Genomic DNA, 15,894 nt, shown 5'->3' on the forward strand with positions numbered 1-15,894 from the left:
TTTACATTACTGCAAAATTAGCTGTTTCCAAATTTTTTCCCGGCAAAAATTTCTATGTTAGTATTTCCCAATGATTGTAAAATATGTTATACTATCATTATATATTTCAATGTGCTGTAAATTCTGGAAAACTATTGCAGTATGGCAAAACACTGTGCAATGAATCAAGGGATTCAGATTATATTTTTGGGGGAGAAGCATATGAAGGAAGAGGAGAAGGAAGCATTTGACAATGCTTACCATCGTGCAAGGCGATTTGTGTACAAAAACGCCCGACCACTGGAGTTGGCTAAGTGGCAGTACCACTTTGAGGATGGCAGTCGTGAGGCGGTTTTGGACACACTTGCCTGCTACCAAAATACGGATGGTGGGTTTGGCTACGGATTGGAGCCGGACTATTGGAATCCGCATTCATCACCGTCACAGACCTATGAGGCAACAGAGATCATCTGGGAAATCGGAATGGAGCGCGAAGATGCAGATCATCCGGTCATTCAGGGGATTTTGGAATATTTGAGCAGTGGCAAAGAGTTTGAAGATAATAGTTGGGCGCATACGATCGATACGAATAACAATTACCCACATGCGGACTGGTGGCACTATCCATATGCTTCATGGTGGGAGGACACTCCGGCTAATCGTTTTTCGACGGATTACAATCCAACGGCAGGCCTGGCAGGATTTATTCTGTATTTTGAGGATCCGGATACGGATTTTTATGATCTGGCTAAGGAAGTGGCGACGGAGGCGATCAATCAGTTTTTAATGATCAAAGATTGTAAAGAGATGCATGTGGTCGCTTGTTTTTGCAGACTTTATGATTATATTGCAGAGGCAGGATTAGAAGCGGAGTTTCCAATGGAAGCGTTTGAAAAGCGCTTAAAGGAAGTTGTATTTCAAACGATCACGCAGGATGTCAATTTATACATTACAATGTGGGATGTCAATATTTGCCGTCCATCGACTTTTTTGCGTGCCAAAGACAGTATGTATTATGAAATGAACAAAAATATTGCAGAGTTTGAATTGGAATTTATCGCCAAAACACAGCTGGGAGACGGTTCGTGGGAAGTGACTTGGGAGTGGGGGAAAAGTTATCCTGCCGCTTGGGGAGTTGCCAAGAACTGGTGGAAGAGCAAGATCGCCATACAGAATCTTCTGTATTGGAGCGGTATGATGGACAGCGAGGAATAAAATAACAGACTGAAGGAGAATGAAACATTATGGCAAAGATAATTTTAACCGGAGATCGCCCGACAGGACGTTTACATGTAGGACATTATGTTGGCTCATTGCGCCGGCGCGTGGAGTTACAAAATTCCGGTGAATACGATAAAATATTTATTATGATCGCAGATGCACAGGCACTTACGGATAACTTTGAGAATCCGGAGAAGGTGCGCCAGAATATTATAGAAGTGGCATTGGATTATTTGTCTTGCGGGCTTGATCCAACGAAATCGACATTATTTATCCAGTCACAGATTTCAGAATTATGTGAGCTTACTTTTTATTATATGGATCTGGTTACGGTATCTCGATTGCAGCGTAATCCTACGGTGAAATCAGAGATCAAGATGCGTGATTTTGAAACAAGTATTCCGGTTGGATTCTTTACGTATCCAATTAGTCAGGCAGCTGATATTACCGCTTTTAAGGCAACGACGGTGCCGGTTGGAGAGGACCAGCTCCCAATGATAGAACAGACAAGGGAAATCGTTCGTAAGTTCAATGGTATTTATGATGAAGTTTTGGTAGAACCTGAGGTGCTGTTGCCGGACAATGCGGCTTGTATGCGTCTGCCGGGCATAGATGGCAAGCAAAAGATGAGTAAATCATTAGGCAACTGTATTTATTTGTCGGATACGGAAGAAGATGTACGTGCTAAGATTATGGAAATGTACACGGATCCGCTTCATATTAAGGTGTCTGATCCAGGACATATAGAGGGTAATACGGTGTTTACGTATCTGGATGCGTTTAGCAGACCGGAGCATTTTGAAGAATACATGCCGGATTATGCAAATCTGGATGAATTAAAAGAACATTACCGGAAAGGCGGACTTGGCGATGTCAAGATCAAACGTTTCTTAAATAACGTTATGCAGGAGGAGTTGTCTCCGATCCGTGCACGAAGAGCTGAGTTTGAGAAAGATATTCCGGAAGTTTACAACATCCTTAAGAAGGGAAGTGATGTTGCAAGAGAAACGGCAGCTCAGACATTATCTGAGGTCAAAAGAGCGATGAAGATTGATTATTTTGAGGATCAGGATTTGATCCGCACACAGAGCGAACGTTATGCACAAAAATAGCGGTTGCTTTGGATTTACAATTTTACAGATATATGCTACAATATATACTACAATATATGTTGCAGTATAGAGTACGGGAGGCGTATGACAATGAAGATTCAAGATTTTTGCGATATGGTTAAATTCGAAGAAATTATGAACAATTGGGCGAAAAGTACAGGCTTGGCGACAGTAGCAGTTGGCGCCGATGGAAAGTATATTAGCGAATGTTATAATTTCACGGAATTTTGTATTGATCTGACAAGAGGCAGCGAAGAAGGACGTCGTCGTTGTGAGAAGTGTGACCGTGAAAGTGAGGGTGTCTATGAGTGCCATGCCGGTCTGATGGATTTCGGCATCCCTATCACGTTGAATGACGGCACCGTTCTTGGGAGTGTGATCGGAGGTCAGATATTACCGGAGAATCCGGATGATGACAAGTTCCGCGGTGTTGCCAGAGAGCTTGGTATTAATGAAGATGCTTATATTGAGGCTTTGCATAAAGTTGGTGTTAAGTCCAAAGAGCAGATCAAAGCGTCTGCACAGTTGCTGGGGGACGTGATCAACATGTATGTACGTGCCTGCTATCAAGAGTATCAGAATAATCAGATGCTGGAACGCTTGAAAGTTGGCATTGCGAAGGCGGCTGAAGAGATCAGTGAGGCGAATGAGAGTACATCAAAGATTGTTGGATTCAGTAAGAAACAGAATATGCTCGCATTGAATGCATCCATTGAATCAGCTCGTGCCGGTGAGAGCGGACGTGGTTTCGCCGTGGTAGCTTCTGAGGTTCAGAAGCTGGCAGAGGGAATGGCAAGCGTGAGCAAGGAGATTACGTCCAAGCTTGCGCAGTTGACAGAGACTGTCAATGAGTTAAATGATTAATTTTTTGCATAAAATTCCGGTTTTTGCGGAATTTTCATAATATGGCTATGACGAAGAGAAGTAGCAGGAGAATCGCTTGCAGAGAGTGGGGGATGGTGTGAACCCCATAGAAGGAATCCTAGTGAATAACACTTTATCAGCCGCAATCTGAACGTGAGACATTCATTAGTAGGTGCGCCGCAGCTGTGCGACAAACAGAAAGGTTATTATGACCGTAGAGAGACTGTAGAACAGTAATTCGGGTGGTACCGCGGACAATACGTTCGTCCTGAACAAGTGTGTTTGGGGCGGACTTTTTTTGCTTTATATTACGAATAAGAACCCCTCAGTTCTTATTTGAAAGTACATTTCATCTTGAAGGAGGATATTATGAGGACTAATACGAACAATATTTACCGCGACAAAATAATGAGCGACATAACGGAACAGGATGTTGGAAGCAATCTGAAAATTGCAGGTTGGGTAGAAAACATTCGTGATCACGGTGGTGTATCTTTTATTGATCTGCGTGATATGTATGGTGTAATGCAGGTTGTTATGCGCGATACTTCTTTGTTGGACGGTATCAACAAAGAGGATTGCATCAGTGTAGAGGGCGAGATTGAACATCGTGACGAGGAGACGTACAACCCGAAGATCCCGACCGGAACGATTGAATTAGAGGCACATCATGTAGACATTCTTGGCAAGGTGTATCGTCAGCTTCCGTTTGAAATCGCAACTTCGAAAGAGACGAGAGAGGATGTTCGTTTGAAATATCGTTATTTGGATCTTAGAAATATCAAAGTGCGCGATAATATGATCTTCCGTTCCAAAGTCATCAGTTATCTCCGCGAGAAGATGACGGAGATGGGATTTTTGGAGATCCAGACACCAATCTTGTGTGCATCTTCTCCAGAAGGCGCACGTGATTATATCGTGCCTTCTCGTAAGTTCAAGGGTAAATTCTATGCGTTGCCGCAGGCGCCGCAGCAGTATAAGCAGTTGTTAATGGTATCGGGATTTGATAAATATTTCCAGATTGCACCATGTTTCCGTGATGAGGACGCAAGAGCAGACCGTTCACCCGGAGAGTTTTATCAGCTTGATTTTGAAATGAGTTTTGCAACACAGGAAGATGTATTCCGTGTTGGTGAGGAAGTGTTGAGTGCTACTTTTGAAAAATTTGCACCGGAGGGAGCAGAAGTGACTCAGGCACCATATCCGATCATAAGCTATAAGCAGGCGATGCTGGAGTTTGGTACCGACAAGCCGGATCTGCGTAACCCGCTCCGCATTGTGGATGTCACTGACTTCTTCCAGAGATGTACGTTTAAGCCGTTCCACGGTAAGACAGTTCGTGCCATCAATGTACATGCGAAGTTGTCTAAGGGACAACATGAGAAACTTTTGAAATTTGCGCAGTCTATCGGTATGGGCGGCCTTGGTTATTTGGAAGTGAAAGAAGATATGACCTATAAGGGACCGATCGATAAGTTTATTCCGGATGATATGAAGACAGAGATCGCTGAGATCGCAGGACTTCAGGCAGGGGATACGATCTTCTTTATTGCGGACAGAGAAGAGCTGGCAGCGTTATATGCAGGACAGATTCGTACAGAACTTGGAAACCGCCTGGATCTGTTGGAGAAAAATGCATATCGTTTCTGCTATGTTAATGACTTCCCAATGTATGAGTACGACAGAGAGTTGAAGCAGTATATTTTTACGCATAACCCATTCTCTATGCCACAGGGCGGCTTAGAAGCGTTGGAGACAAAAGATCCATCAGAGATTTTGGCATATCAGTATGATATTGTATGTAACGGAATCGAGTTATCTTCCGGTGCAGTGCGTAATCACGATATGAAGATCATGGTAAAAGCGTTCGAGATCGCAGGTTATACGGAAGAGGATCTTAAGGAGAAGTTTGGCGCATTGTATAATGCTTTCCAGTTTGGTGCACCGCCACATGCAGGAATGGCACCGGGTGTTGACCGCATGATCATGCTTCTTCGCAATGAGGAGAATATTCGTGAGATCATTCCGTTCCCAATGAATGGTAACGCACAGGATCTTATGTGTGGTGCTCCTGGAGAGGTGACCGAACAGCAGCTCCGAGAGGTCCATATTAAGGTTAGACAGTAATATTTATAACTCAAACTTCCTATACCGGAAGTTATTGCCCGAACCACATATCAATCATCAGAGACAACAAAATCTAGAAATCACCAAAAACGAAAATGCGGCAAGGCAATTACTATAGTTCTCGGATGGCAGAAACCACTCTATGGTGGCTGCAAAATGCAATATAGTCATTGACATAATAAGCAATATGTGGTCGTGGCGAATTTGCGGTATGGGAAGTATGAGTTTATGAGTTAAAGGAAAGGGAAGGATCGAATGAACACGGGCAACCATCGTGGATGGGATGGAAATACTTTGAAGTGGATCGCCTTATTGTCGATGCTTATCGATCATATCGGAGTGATTTATTTATCGTATGGCAGCCATGCACTGTTGTCAGTGTATTCGTTTAGCCGCTATATAGGGCGGCTTTCATTTCCTTTATTTTGTTTTTTGTTGGTGGAAGGATTTTATCATACAGGTAATTTGCGCAAGTATGTTCAAAGAATGCTTGGATTTGCCTTTTTGGCGGAGATACCATATGATCTGGCAATTTATGGAAAGATTGTTAAGCTGGATGGACAGAACGTATTATTTACGTTTGTAATCGGATTGTTGGTCATGTGGATGCTCACCAAAGTAGAACTTTGGAGCATTCCGATGTACGGAATCGTATTATTCGGCTGCGCTGCAGCATATTTGCTGCGGGTGGATTACTCGTGGTATGGCATTTTGCTGATTGTAGTATTCTATGTCTTTCACGACCAAAAAACAAAAAGGAATCTGGCAGCTGCAGTGCTGCTTTTTTGGCAGCCGGCTTCGCTGGTAGCACTTTTGTGTATACAGTGGTATAATGGCGAACAAGGCAGAGGAAATCGTACAGTTTTTTACTGGTTTTATCCGGTGCATTTGTTGATTTTATATGCATTACAGTATATATTGATGCCTGCAAGAATGGGGTTCTGATTGGAAAAACCTGCAGAGCAGAAGAAAGGTATGGCTATTGCGATGAAATATTATTATCCTGACTATTTTGATGATTTTGAATGTGTTCCGGGACATGAGTGCCCGGATAGCTGCTGTATTCGCTGGCAGATCGTTGTGGATCCGGATACATTAAAGAAGTATCGGCATGTACAAGGACCGTTAGGAAAACGTATGGCAGAAAAGATTGATTTTTCAACAGGACGTATTTGTCCGCATGGAGAGGATAATCGTTGTGAATTTTTAAATGAGGACAATTTATGTGACATTGTATTAGAACTCGGCGAAAATGCGCTATGTGAGACATGCCATACACATCCGCGCCACGAGGAAGTATATCCAAATGTGCGGGAACGCTCGTTAGCCATGACGTGTCCGATCGCATGCAAACAACTGCTGGAGCGTAAAGAGCCGGTAAAAATTGATTGTTATGAAGTGCATGCCCGCAAAGAGTGGGATCCGTTTTTTGACCACAAACTGTTTGCAGAATTGGTGCCGACCAGAGACACATTGTTATCAATAGCACAAAATCGTAAATTCAGCATGAACCAGCGAATGGTAATGATACTTGGAATGGCACACGATGTGGAGAGTCGGATCCATCATCGTGCCGAACGTAAGCACACTTCTTTTCCGTTGAAAAATCTTCCTATTTTCCCGAATTTTACAGATCGGGAGAAACATCAACTGCGCAAGATCCGTAAAGCATATTGTGAGGATACTGCCTATGAAAAGATTGAAAAACGGCTTGATGAGATCATTTATGATGAAAAATATTTTAGACAGGAAAACGAGGAGCCGGTGTCAACGATCATGACGGATATGCTTTTTGCGTTGAGTACGATGGAAGCACTGAATCCTGAATGGCCGCCGCTTTTACAGAGTATATTAAATATCAGGGAAGAAATGTCTCGAGAAGAGTCCAGAGGCCGTATGGCAGAATATACGGAGCAGGAAGATGAGATCGAGTTAGAGCAGATGCTGGTTTATTTCCTATATGTGTACTGCTGCACCAGTGCATACGATGAACAGCTGCTTGCTAAATGCAAAATGGCTGTAGTGAACGTTCTGATCATTCGTGAGCTTTGGTTTATGCGCTGGATGGAAAATGATGAACTGCTTACGATCGATGAAAAAGCAGAGCTGGCGCACTGGTATGTTCGTGAGATTGAAAATTCGGATGAAAATATGGAACAATGGGACAGTTTGATGCAGCGCAGTCCGCGTTTTGCGATCAAAAAGATCTTAAAAGTGTTAAGGCGTGGAGATATATTAAAGCAAACACACTAACAGGGGGATACATATGCAGACAAATGTGCTGGAGTACTTGGAAAATACAGTGGATAGAGTACCGGATAAGACTGCTTTTGCAGATGAAGAAAGTACATTATCTTTTATACAGGTGTCCGAACAGGCCAAAAGTATTGGAACTGAGCTAAGCAGACAGGGGGCATATCGTGAGCCGGTTGTCGTATATATGAAAAAATGTCCGCAGACGATCGCCGCTTTTTTCGGAGTGATCTATGCGGGATGTTACTATGTTCCGATCGATGAAGAGATGCCGCGAAGACGTATGCAATTGATCTTGGAAAATACAGATGCAAATTATTTGATCTATGATGAGAGTACGAAGGATAAGATTGCTGCGCTTGGCTTTGAAGGAACGGCTTTGCCATACGAAACCTGCAGCAAGACTGAGATGGATGAAGAAGTGTTGGCTAAGATCCGGGAGGGTGCATTGGATATTGATCCGATCTATGTGTTATTTACCTCCGGATCAACAGGTGTCCCGAAAGGTGTTGTGGGGTATCATCGTGGTGTGATCGATTATATTGAAAGCTTATCTGAGGTATTAGGTTTTAACGAAAGAACCGTTTTTGGAAATCAGACGCCGCTGTATTTGGATGCGTGTATGAAAGAAATATATCCAACCTTGAAATATGGAGCAACTACTTGGCTTATTCCTAAGAGCTGTTTTATGTTCCCGGTCAAGTTGGTGGAGTTTCTGAATGACCACGAGATCAATACGATATGCTGGGTTGTTTCGGCATTGACAATGATCTCGGCATTTGGTACATTCGATACAGTGATACCTAAGTATTTACATACCATTGCGTTTGGCAGTGAAGTGTTCCCGGTCAAACAGTTTAATTTATGGAAAATGACAATTCCGGATGCAGAGTTTTTTAATTTATATGGACCGACGGAAGCGACCGGTATGAGCTGTTATTATCATGCAACACATGTATTTGAGGAGAAAGAAGTGATCCCTATCGGGCGTCCGTTCAAAAATACACAGATTTTGTTGCTGAATGAGCAGGGCGAACCGGTGAAAGACGGTGAGACAGGGGAGATCTGTATTCACGGAACTTGCCTCACACATGGTTATTACAACAATCCGGAAAAAACAGCGGAAGTCTTTACACAGAATCCGTTAAATCCATATTTTCCGGACCGCATTTATCATACCGGGGATTTAGGAAGGAAGAATGAAGCAGGAGATTTGATCTTTGTATCACGCAAAGATTATCAGATCAAACACATGGGGCACCGAATAGAACTTGGCGAGATCGAGTCAGATGTTGATCTGATAGAGGGGATCAAGACCTGTTGCTGTATTTTTATACAGGAGACAAAGAAAATCGTTCTCTTTTATGTGGGAGACATTGACAAGAGGGCGTTGACAGTGGAACTCAAGGAACGGCTGCCACGTTATATGATCCCAAATGCGATCGTGAGGTTGGAGACATTACCGCTTACGCCGAACGGCAAAATGGATCGTTTGAAGATGCAGGAAATTTATGCGGCTCAGAAACGAAGATCTGTGAAACGCAGTTAAAACTATAATAAGATGGAGGACAATGAAATGGATGTAGAGGAGATCAGAGAAGGAGTTTTAGCAATCTTAAAGGAACTTCATGAGGATATTGATTTTGAAGCAGAAGATAAAATGGTAGAAGACAAAATACTGGATTCTTTTGATCTTGTCACGTTGGTGACAGAGCTTGGAGAAGAATTTGATGTTGATATTACAGCGAAAGATTTTATTGCTGAAAATTTCAATTCTGTTGACAGCCTTGCCGATATGATTGCTCGCCTGTTAGAAGAATAAGCTGTGGTGGGAGGAAAGTAGCGTTTTGTTTATTTCATACGAGTTTATCCTGTTTTTGCTGGTATTGTTTGCGGTATATTATGTCATTCCTAAGCGGTTTCAGTGGATCCTATTATTGATCGCAAACTTTTTGTTTTATTATTCTGCGGGAGCATTTTATCCGTTGTTTATTCTGGCAACGTCAGTGACGGTATGGCTTGCCGGTGTTTGTATCGATCGACAGGAAGGACAGTGGCAGTCATACCAGGCTGAAATTAAAGCGGGAAAGATAGAGAAACCGTCCAGAGACGAGAAGAAGGCGGTCAAGGCAAAGATCGGTGGCAAGAAAAAACGCATCATGCTTGTATGTCTGCTCTTTAATTTAGGCATACTTGCTGTATTGAAGTACACCAATTTTGTGATCGACAATGTAAATACCGTTTTGGATGCAGCCGGCAGAACAGAGTTGCCTTATGCGGATATGATCCTGCCGTTAGGAATCTCTTTTTATACGTTTCAGGCAGTTGCATATCTGCTGGATGTATATTGGGGCAAATGCAGCGCACAGAAAAATCTGCCGCGTTTTATACTGTTTGTGTCTTTTTTTCCACAGTTGATCCAAGGACCGATCAGTCGTTATGGGGATCTGTCACAGACACTTTATGCAAAACATTCCTTTGATGGCAAGCAGGTTCGCTTTGGCTTAGAACGTATTTTGTGGGGATATTTTAAGAAACTGGTGATCGCAGATCGCTTAAGTGGTGCGATCAGCATGCTGATGGGAGATCCGGAATATTATACCGGGGCTTATGTGCTTATCGGGATGTTATTTTATGCAGCACAGTTGTATGCGGACTTTACGGGTGGTATTGATATTACGATCGGTATTGCACAATTTTTTGGCATACATGTGGAAGAGAACTTTATCCGTCCCTTCTTTTCAAAGAATATTGCAGAATATTGGCGCAGATGGCATATCACGATGGGAACGTGGTTCCGTGATTATGTTTTTTATCCGATGAGTATCAGCAAACCGCTCAAAAAGCTGACCTCGACGACCAAAAAACATTTTGGCATGGCAGGTGCAAGACGCGTTGCAGTATATATTTCGACAATGGTTACCTGGTTTGCGACCGGTATTTGGCACGGTGCAGCGTGGCATTTTGTTGCTTGGGGACTGGTAAATGGTGTGATCATTCTGATCTCTGAAGAATGCACGCCATTATATAATAAATTTCACCACAGATTTCCGAAATTAGGAAACAGTTGGGGATATCGTGCGTTTCAGGTGATCCGGACCTTTTTGATGATGTGCTGTATTCGCCTGTTTGATACTTACGCCAGTGTGCGCGGGGCGATTCGGCAGTTTATACATATGTTTACGCAGTTCGATCTATCGAAAGTTACCGGTAAGGAATTGCTTGATCTGGGATTATCGGTGCAGGATTACTGCATTGTAGCATTTGGCGTGGTCGCAATGTTTACGGTCAGTATGTGTGGCAGAAATGGAAGCGTGCGTGAAAAGATTTCACAAAAACCTTATGTCATTCGATATGGTTTGTTTGTCCTCTTATTCTTTGCAGTACTTTTGCTGGGAAGTTATGGCGTAGGATTTGAGGCACAGCAGTTTATTTACAATCAATTTTAACTTCAAGGGAGAAACGGTATTCCTTAAGCAGGTCTGACCGTTGGAAGAACAATTGTGTCTGCGTTTTAATGTGTGCGGACCCGGAAAGGAATGGCAGATTAGAGTGAAACGAGGAAAGAAAATAGCAGTCGGGATACTTTCCGCTGCAGTCGTTGTCTTGCTATTTGCAGTATTGCAGCGTCTGGTGCAGCCAAAATATGCCGATGATATTTTGGAGGGGAATTTTACGGCGGAATACTATCAGGAGACGACAAAGCATGATGTACTCATGATAGGTGACTGTGAAGTCTATGAGAATTTCGATCCGATCTATTTGTGGAAAAATTACGGGATTACCAGTTATATTCGCGGCAATGCACAGCAGCTCACATGGCAGTCTTATTATATGTTAGAGGATACTCTGAAATATGAAAAGCCAAAACTGGTTGTTTATAATGTGCAGGCATTGACCCATGGAGAGCCACAGAAAGAAGAGTATAACCGTATGACGTTAGATGGCATGAAATGGTCTAAAACGAAATGGAATGCGATCAATGCTTCTATGTGTAAAGGGGAGAATATGTTGGATTATATCTTTCCGATCCTGCGTTATCATTCCAGGATCACATCATTATCGCGTAGTGATCTTACGTATTTTGCGAGTGCCAGAAAGGTAACGCACAACGGTTATTATATGCGTATCGACGTACTTCCGGCAAGTGAGTCGGATGTCGCAGATCCAACGTGGCTGCTTGGAAAACAGAACTCCACGAAAAACAGTGCCGGAGAGGACATGAGTGGTGCAGATACAGCTGGTGAAGAGGAAGACGGCAGTGCGGAGGATGATGTTTATGATCCGTGGGATGATATTCCGGAGGATGATACCGAGGAGACGGATAGTTCGGATCCATGGGATGCCGTTGATGAGCAGGAAGCCGGAATAACTGAGAAAGAAGACGATTCGGCTGACGGCGGCGTAGTCTTTGGTAAATATCCAATGCAATATTTGGATAAGATGACAGCACTTTGCAAAAGGAATAATATACAACTGGTCCTTATCAAGGCACCGAGTTTGGCACCACAGTGGTATGATTCGGAGGATGCACAGGTTGTAGAATATGCGAAGAAGAATAAACTGCCATATATTAACTTTTATGACTTGCTGAAAGAAACCGGCATAGACTATGAGACAGATACTTACGATGGTGGTCTGCATATGAATTTAAGTGGTGCAGAAAAGTTATCCAAATATCTTGGAAATGTTTTGGTCAAGGATTATGGGATCAAAGATCATCGAGGTGACAAAACATTGGCAAAGGTGTATGATGAAAAGTGTCGTATTCACGACAATATGATTCGTGCACAGCAAAAGGAACTTGACCGTTACGGCGAGATCCGCAGCTATTAGTACAGGAAAGGAAGATGAATATGAAAAAGAGTATTGTGAGTAAATTGGCAGTAGTATGTTTAACGGCAGTGGTTGCTATAGGAGGCGTGTCGGCGCCAGCCAGTGCAAAATCTAAGGGATATGTTTTTAAGTACAAAGGGGTATCCGTTACGATGAACGGTGCAGCCAAAAAGCTGATCAAAAAGGCCGGCAAACCATCTAAAAAAACAGTGAAGAAGAGTTGTGCTTATAAGGGAAAAGATCGTACATATACCTATAAGGATTTTCAGCTCAAAACATATTCGAAAACCAACAATGGTGCAGAATATGTCAGTGAGATCCGTTTTCGCAGCAATAAGGCAGTGACAAAAGAAGGGATCCGCATTGGCAGTTCTCTGAAAGATGTCACCAAAAAGTACGGAAAAGCAAAGGCAAGATTCGGCGTGTATACGTTCAAAAAGGGAAGCAGCAAGCTGCAGATCATGTTGAATGGAAATAAAGTGAGTGCAATTCGTTATTTTGCCTCGAAATAATATGAAAAAGCATATAGTACAGTTTTTCATATGGCAAATTTGTGCCTGTGGCCCAAAGTTTGCGGGATTAGAAAGGCATGAGTGATTGGTATGAAGAAAATAGGGATCATTGGGGGCCTCGGTCCGATGGCGACGGTATATTATTTGGAGTTGCTTACACGAATGGTTGACACGATGGTTGATCAGGGGCATCCCCGTATATTGTTGCAAAGTATTTCAGACAGTCCGGATCGTACGGCATATATAACAGGCAAGAGCACGCAAAGTCCGCTTCCATTGCTGGTAGAGACAGCCCGCAGTTTGCAGAATGCCGGAGCAGATTTTTTGACGATTCCCTGTGTGACGGCACATTATTTTTACGAACAGTTGACACAGGCAGTAGACATTCCCATTATCAATCTCGTGGAGGAGACGGCGGAGCAGCTCGCAGTTCGTGGTGCACGCAAGGTAGGGATCTTAGCAACGACCGGAGTTCATCAGAGCGGAGTTTTGGCACAGGCGATCCGTGATCGGGGAATCGAGGTCTTATTGCTGGATCCGGACAGCAGAGAGCGACTGATGTACATTATTTATAAGCAGATCAAAGCCGGAAGACCTGCGGACTTGTCGGAATTTGAACAGATTGCGGAAAATATGTTGGCCAGCGGAGCAGACTGTCTTGTACTAGGATGCACGGAACTGCCGTTATTAAAGCGGGAGCGGAGCTTGCACAGCATGTGCGTACTAAGGAATTATTGGAAAACGATTGTTTGGATGTACTTGAAGTATTAGCGAAGCATGCTATCATCAACGCAGGGGCGAAGCTTAAAAAGTAAAAATTAGAAAAACAATACTTGCGGATGAGGATATCATATACTAAAATTATTGTAGTGACAGAAAATACAGGAGGAAGATCATGGAAATTGTATGTTTAGATTTAGAGGGTGTGTTGGTACCGGAGATTTGGATCGCATTTAGTGAGGCAACCGGTATTCCGGAGTTAAAAAGAACGACCAGAGATGAGCCGGATTATGATAAGCTGATGAATTATCGATTAGATATTCTTCGTGAGCATGGACTTGGTCTGAAAGAAATTCAGGAGACGATCGCGGGCATTGATCCGCTGCCGGGTGCGAAAGAGTTCTTGGACGAGCTTCGCAGCCTGACACAGGTTATTATTATCAGTGATACGTTTTCACAGTTTGCAGGACCTCTTATGAAGAAACTTGGTTATCCGACCATTTTCTGTAATGAACTCATTGTTGCAGAGGACGGAGAGATTACAGGATTTAAGATGCGTTGTGAGCAGTCTAAGTTGACAACAGTGAAGGCATTGCAATCTATCGGATATGATACGATCGCAAGTGGTGACAGTCATAATGATCTTGGCATGATCCTGGCAAGTAAGGCGGGATTTTTGTTCAAGAGTACGGATGCGATAAAGAAAGAGTATCCACAACTTCCGGCATATGAGACGTATGAGGAATTGATGGCAGCGATCAAAGAAGTTATCTAAAAAGGTCTATATAGCTTTGCATGAAAGAGCGGAGAGCTTCGTGATGTAGCGTGATAATATTAATGATGAAAAGAAAGAGATCGGTTCTGACGTAAAAATCAGAGCCGATCTCTTTGGATTAATAGGCGTGTTACCGTTTTGTAGTGTGAAAACAGTAATACGACGCCTTTATTATTTTAGTCAAATAAGTCTCCCAGTTTCTTTTCTCTTTTCTCGGTGAAAGTGAGTTCCGGACTGCTGACGCTGACGCGCGTGCCCGGTGCAACAGAAGAAGTGATAAATGCATTACCACCGATCACAGAACCTTTGCCGATCACAGTTTCGCCACCAAGAATAGAAGCACTGGAGTAGATCGTTACATTATCCTCAATCGTTGGGTGACGTTTTACATCACGAAGAAGCTGTCCGCTGCGTGTCGATAAAGCACCGAGTGTTACACCTTGATAGATCTTGACATGATCGCCAATCTCTGTTGTTTCGCCGATAACAATACCGGTACCATGGTCAATAAAGAAGTATTCACCGATCACTGCACCCGGGTTGATATCAATACCGGTATGACCGTGCGCATACTCAGACATGATACGCGGAATGAAAGGAACTTTCAGGCGATACAGCTCATGCGCCATACGATATACAAAAATAGCAAACAGTCCCGGATAACAGAAGATGATCTCCTCCTTGGTCTTGGCGGCCGGATCGCCATCAAAAGCTGCTTGAACATCCTTTAACAGAAGCTGCTGGATATGTGCGAAAGAAGAAAAGAACTGTTCACAGATTTCCTCGGTACGTTCCTTGATCTCTGTAAGATTTGCCTGTGACTTTGCTTCTCGGATCAGTGCAAAGCGGATCTGCTCAGACAACGTGTCATAGATCCGGATAATGTTGTGTCCTAAAAAGTATTCCGGAATCGTACGTTCCAAATGTTCCTTGTCAAAATAGCCCGGAAACATGATCTGGCGCAGCCCATGATAATGTGTATAACTGCATCTCGATTTGGGAGCTGATGCCCGCTTTCTATTGTAAATAAATCTTCCTGTTCGTAGTTATCGGCAATATCACCGATGATTTTTGATAATTTTTCTTCGGATAACATGTGAAACCTCCTTATTATCATCGTAGTTCCATTTTGCAAAACCTATGATAGCATATAATACAGGCTGTAGTCCAGTATATCGAATAATAAGTTTTTACACGAACTTCCAATACCTCAAATTCCCCACAACCACATATTGCTTATTATGTCGATGGGTTAATTATATTTTGCAGCCGCGATATAGTGAGTCCTGCCATCAAGAAACTATAGCAATTGCTTTGCCGCAATTAGTTTTCGCAGTGATTTCTAGATTTTGTTGTCTCTGATGATTGATTTACATGCCTTTCGGAAACTCGAAGTCCCGGAAGCAAGGTATTCATCATTTTTGAAAGGGACTTTGCGCTCGTCGTTACTTATGTCTCGTATTTCAGAGACATTAAGTAACGTAACGTAGCGCAT

At 43.0% G+C, this 15,894-nt stretch carries 14 protein-coding genes; 13 read left to right on the forward strand and 1 reads right to left on the reverse strand.

The features are described from left to right. The first annotated feature begins 141 nt into the window (after window positions 1–141). From DW981_RS07580 to thrH, 13 genes are all read left to right on the forward strand, one after another. A complete protein-coding gene (locus DW981_RS07580) occupies window positions 142–1,194 on the forward strand; it encodes a hypothetical protein (protein WP_118507298.1) in 1,053 nt (350 codons plus the stop codon). A 29-nt stretch (window positions 1,195–1,223) separates the two neighbouring features. Continuing rightward, window positions 1,224–2,312, forward strand: a complete 1,089-nt coding sequence (gene trpS / locus DW981_RS07585; protein WP_118507299.1) for a tryptophan--tRNA ligase — start codon at window positions 1,224–1,226, stop codon at window positions 2,310–2,312. 90 nt (window positions 2,313–2,402) lie between these two features. Continuing rightward, window positions 2,403–3,176 carry a PocR ligand-binding domain-containing protein gene (locus DW981_RS15915; RefSeq protein WP_118507300.1) on the forward strand — a complete coding sequence of 258 codons (774 nt, stop codon included), beginning with the start codon at window positions 2,403–2,405 and terminating at the stop codon, window positions 3,174–3,176. A gap of 369 nt (window positions 3,177–3,545) precedes the next feature. Then, a complete protein-coding gene (gene aspS / locus DW981_RS07595; protein WP_118507301.1) occupies window positions 3,546–5,303 on the forward strand; it encodes an aspartate--tRNA ligase in 1,758 nt (585 codons plus the stop codon). 255 nt (window positions 5,304–5,558) lie between these two features. Beyond that, complete coding sequence (locus DW981_RS07600; protein WP_118507302.1) at window positions 5,559–6,248, forward strand: TraX family protein; 690 nt, start codon at window positions 5,559–5,561, stop codon at window positions 6,246–6,248. Further along, window positions 6,249–7,556 carry a flagellin lysine-N-methylase gene (gene fliB / locus DW981_RS07605; protein WP_118507303.1) on the forward strand — a complete coding sequence of 436 codons (1,308 nt, stop codon included), beginning with the start codon at window positions 6,249–6,251 and terminating at the stop codon, window positions 7,554–7,556. A 13-nt stretch (window positions 7,557–7,569) separates the two neighbouring features. Next, the gene (locus DW981_RS07610) at window positions 7,570–9,105 is read left to right on the forward strand and encodes an amino acid adenylation domain-containing protein (protein WP_182434189.1); all 1,536 of its coding nucleotides are present in this window, start codon (window positions 7,570–7,572) and stop codon (window positions 9,103–9,105) included. Window positions 9,106–9,132: 27 nt separating this feature from the next. Then, complete coding sequence (locus DW981_RS07615; RefSeq protein ID WP_022025823.1) at window positions 9,133–9,378, forward strand: phosphopantetheine-binding protein; 246 nt, start codon at window positions 9,133–9,135, stop codon at window positions 9,376–9,378. Window positions 9,379–9,403: 25 nt separating this feature from the next. Further along, window positions 9,404–11,005: an MBOAT family O-acyltransferase gene (locus DW981_RS07620; RefSeq protein WP_243034690.1), complete on the forward strand. Its 1,602-nt coding sequence runs from the start codon at window positions 9,404–9,406 to the stop codon at window positions 11,003–11,005. Window positions 11,006–11,045: 40 nt separating this feature from the next. Further along, window positions 11,046–12,392, forward strand: a complete 1,347-nt coding sequence (locus DW981_RS07625; RefSeq protein WP_118507306.1) for an SGNH/GDSL hydrolase family protein — start codon at window positions 11,046–11,048, stop codon at window positions 12,390–12,392. 20 nt (window positions 12,393–12,412) lie between these two features. Next, window positions 12,413–12,904: a hypothetical protein gene (locus DW981_RS07630; RefSeq protein WP_022025820.1), complete on the forward strand. Its 492-nt coding sequence runs from the start codon at window positions 12,413–12,415 to the stop codon at window positions 12,902–12,904. A 90-nt stretch (window positions 12,905–12,994) separates the two neighbouring features. Further along, window positions 12,995–13,675 (forward strand): amino acid racemase, encoded by a 681-nt coding sequence (locus tag DW981_RS07635; RefSeq protein WP_147352626.1) that lies wholly within the window; start codon window positions 12,995–12,997, stop codon window positions 13,673–13,675. Between the two features lie 124 nt (window positions 13,676–13,799). Continuing rightward, window positions 13,800–14,399: a bifunctional phosphoserine phosphatase/homoserine phosphotransferase ThrH gene (gene thrH / locus DW981_RS07640; RefSeq protein WP_022025818.1), complete on the forward strand. Its 600-nt coding sequence runs from the start codon at window positions 13,800–13,802 to the stop codon at window positions 14,397–14,399. A gap of 176 nt (window positions 14,400–14,575) precedes the next feature. On the opposite strand, the gene epsC is transcribed toward thrH, so the two are convergent. Beyond that, the gene (epsC, locus tag DW981_RS07645; protein WP_347474531.1) at window positions 14,576–15,352 is read right to left on the reverse strand and encodes a serine O-acetyltransferase EpsC; all 777 of its coding nucleotides are present in this window, start codon (window positions 15,350–15,352) and stop codon (window positions 14,576–14,578) included. Window positions 15,353–15,894: the final 542 nt, after the last annotated feature.

Origin of the sequence: Clostridium sp. AM49-4BH, assembly GCF_003478335.1 — a bacterium.
Classification (GTDB): Bacteria; Bacillota; Clostridia; order Lachnospirales; family Lachnospiraceae; genus Butyribacter.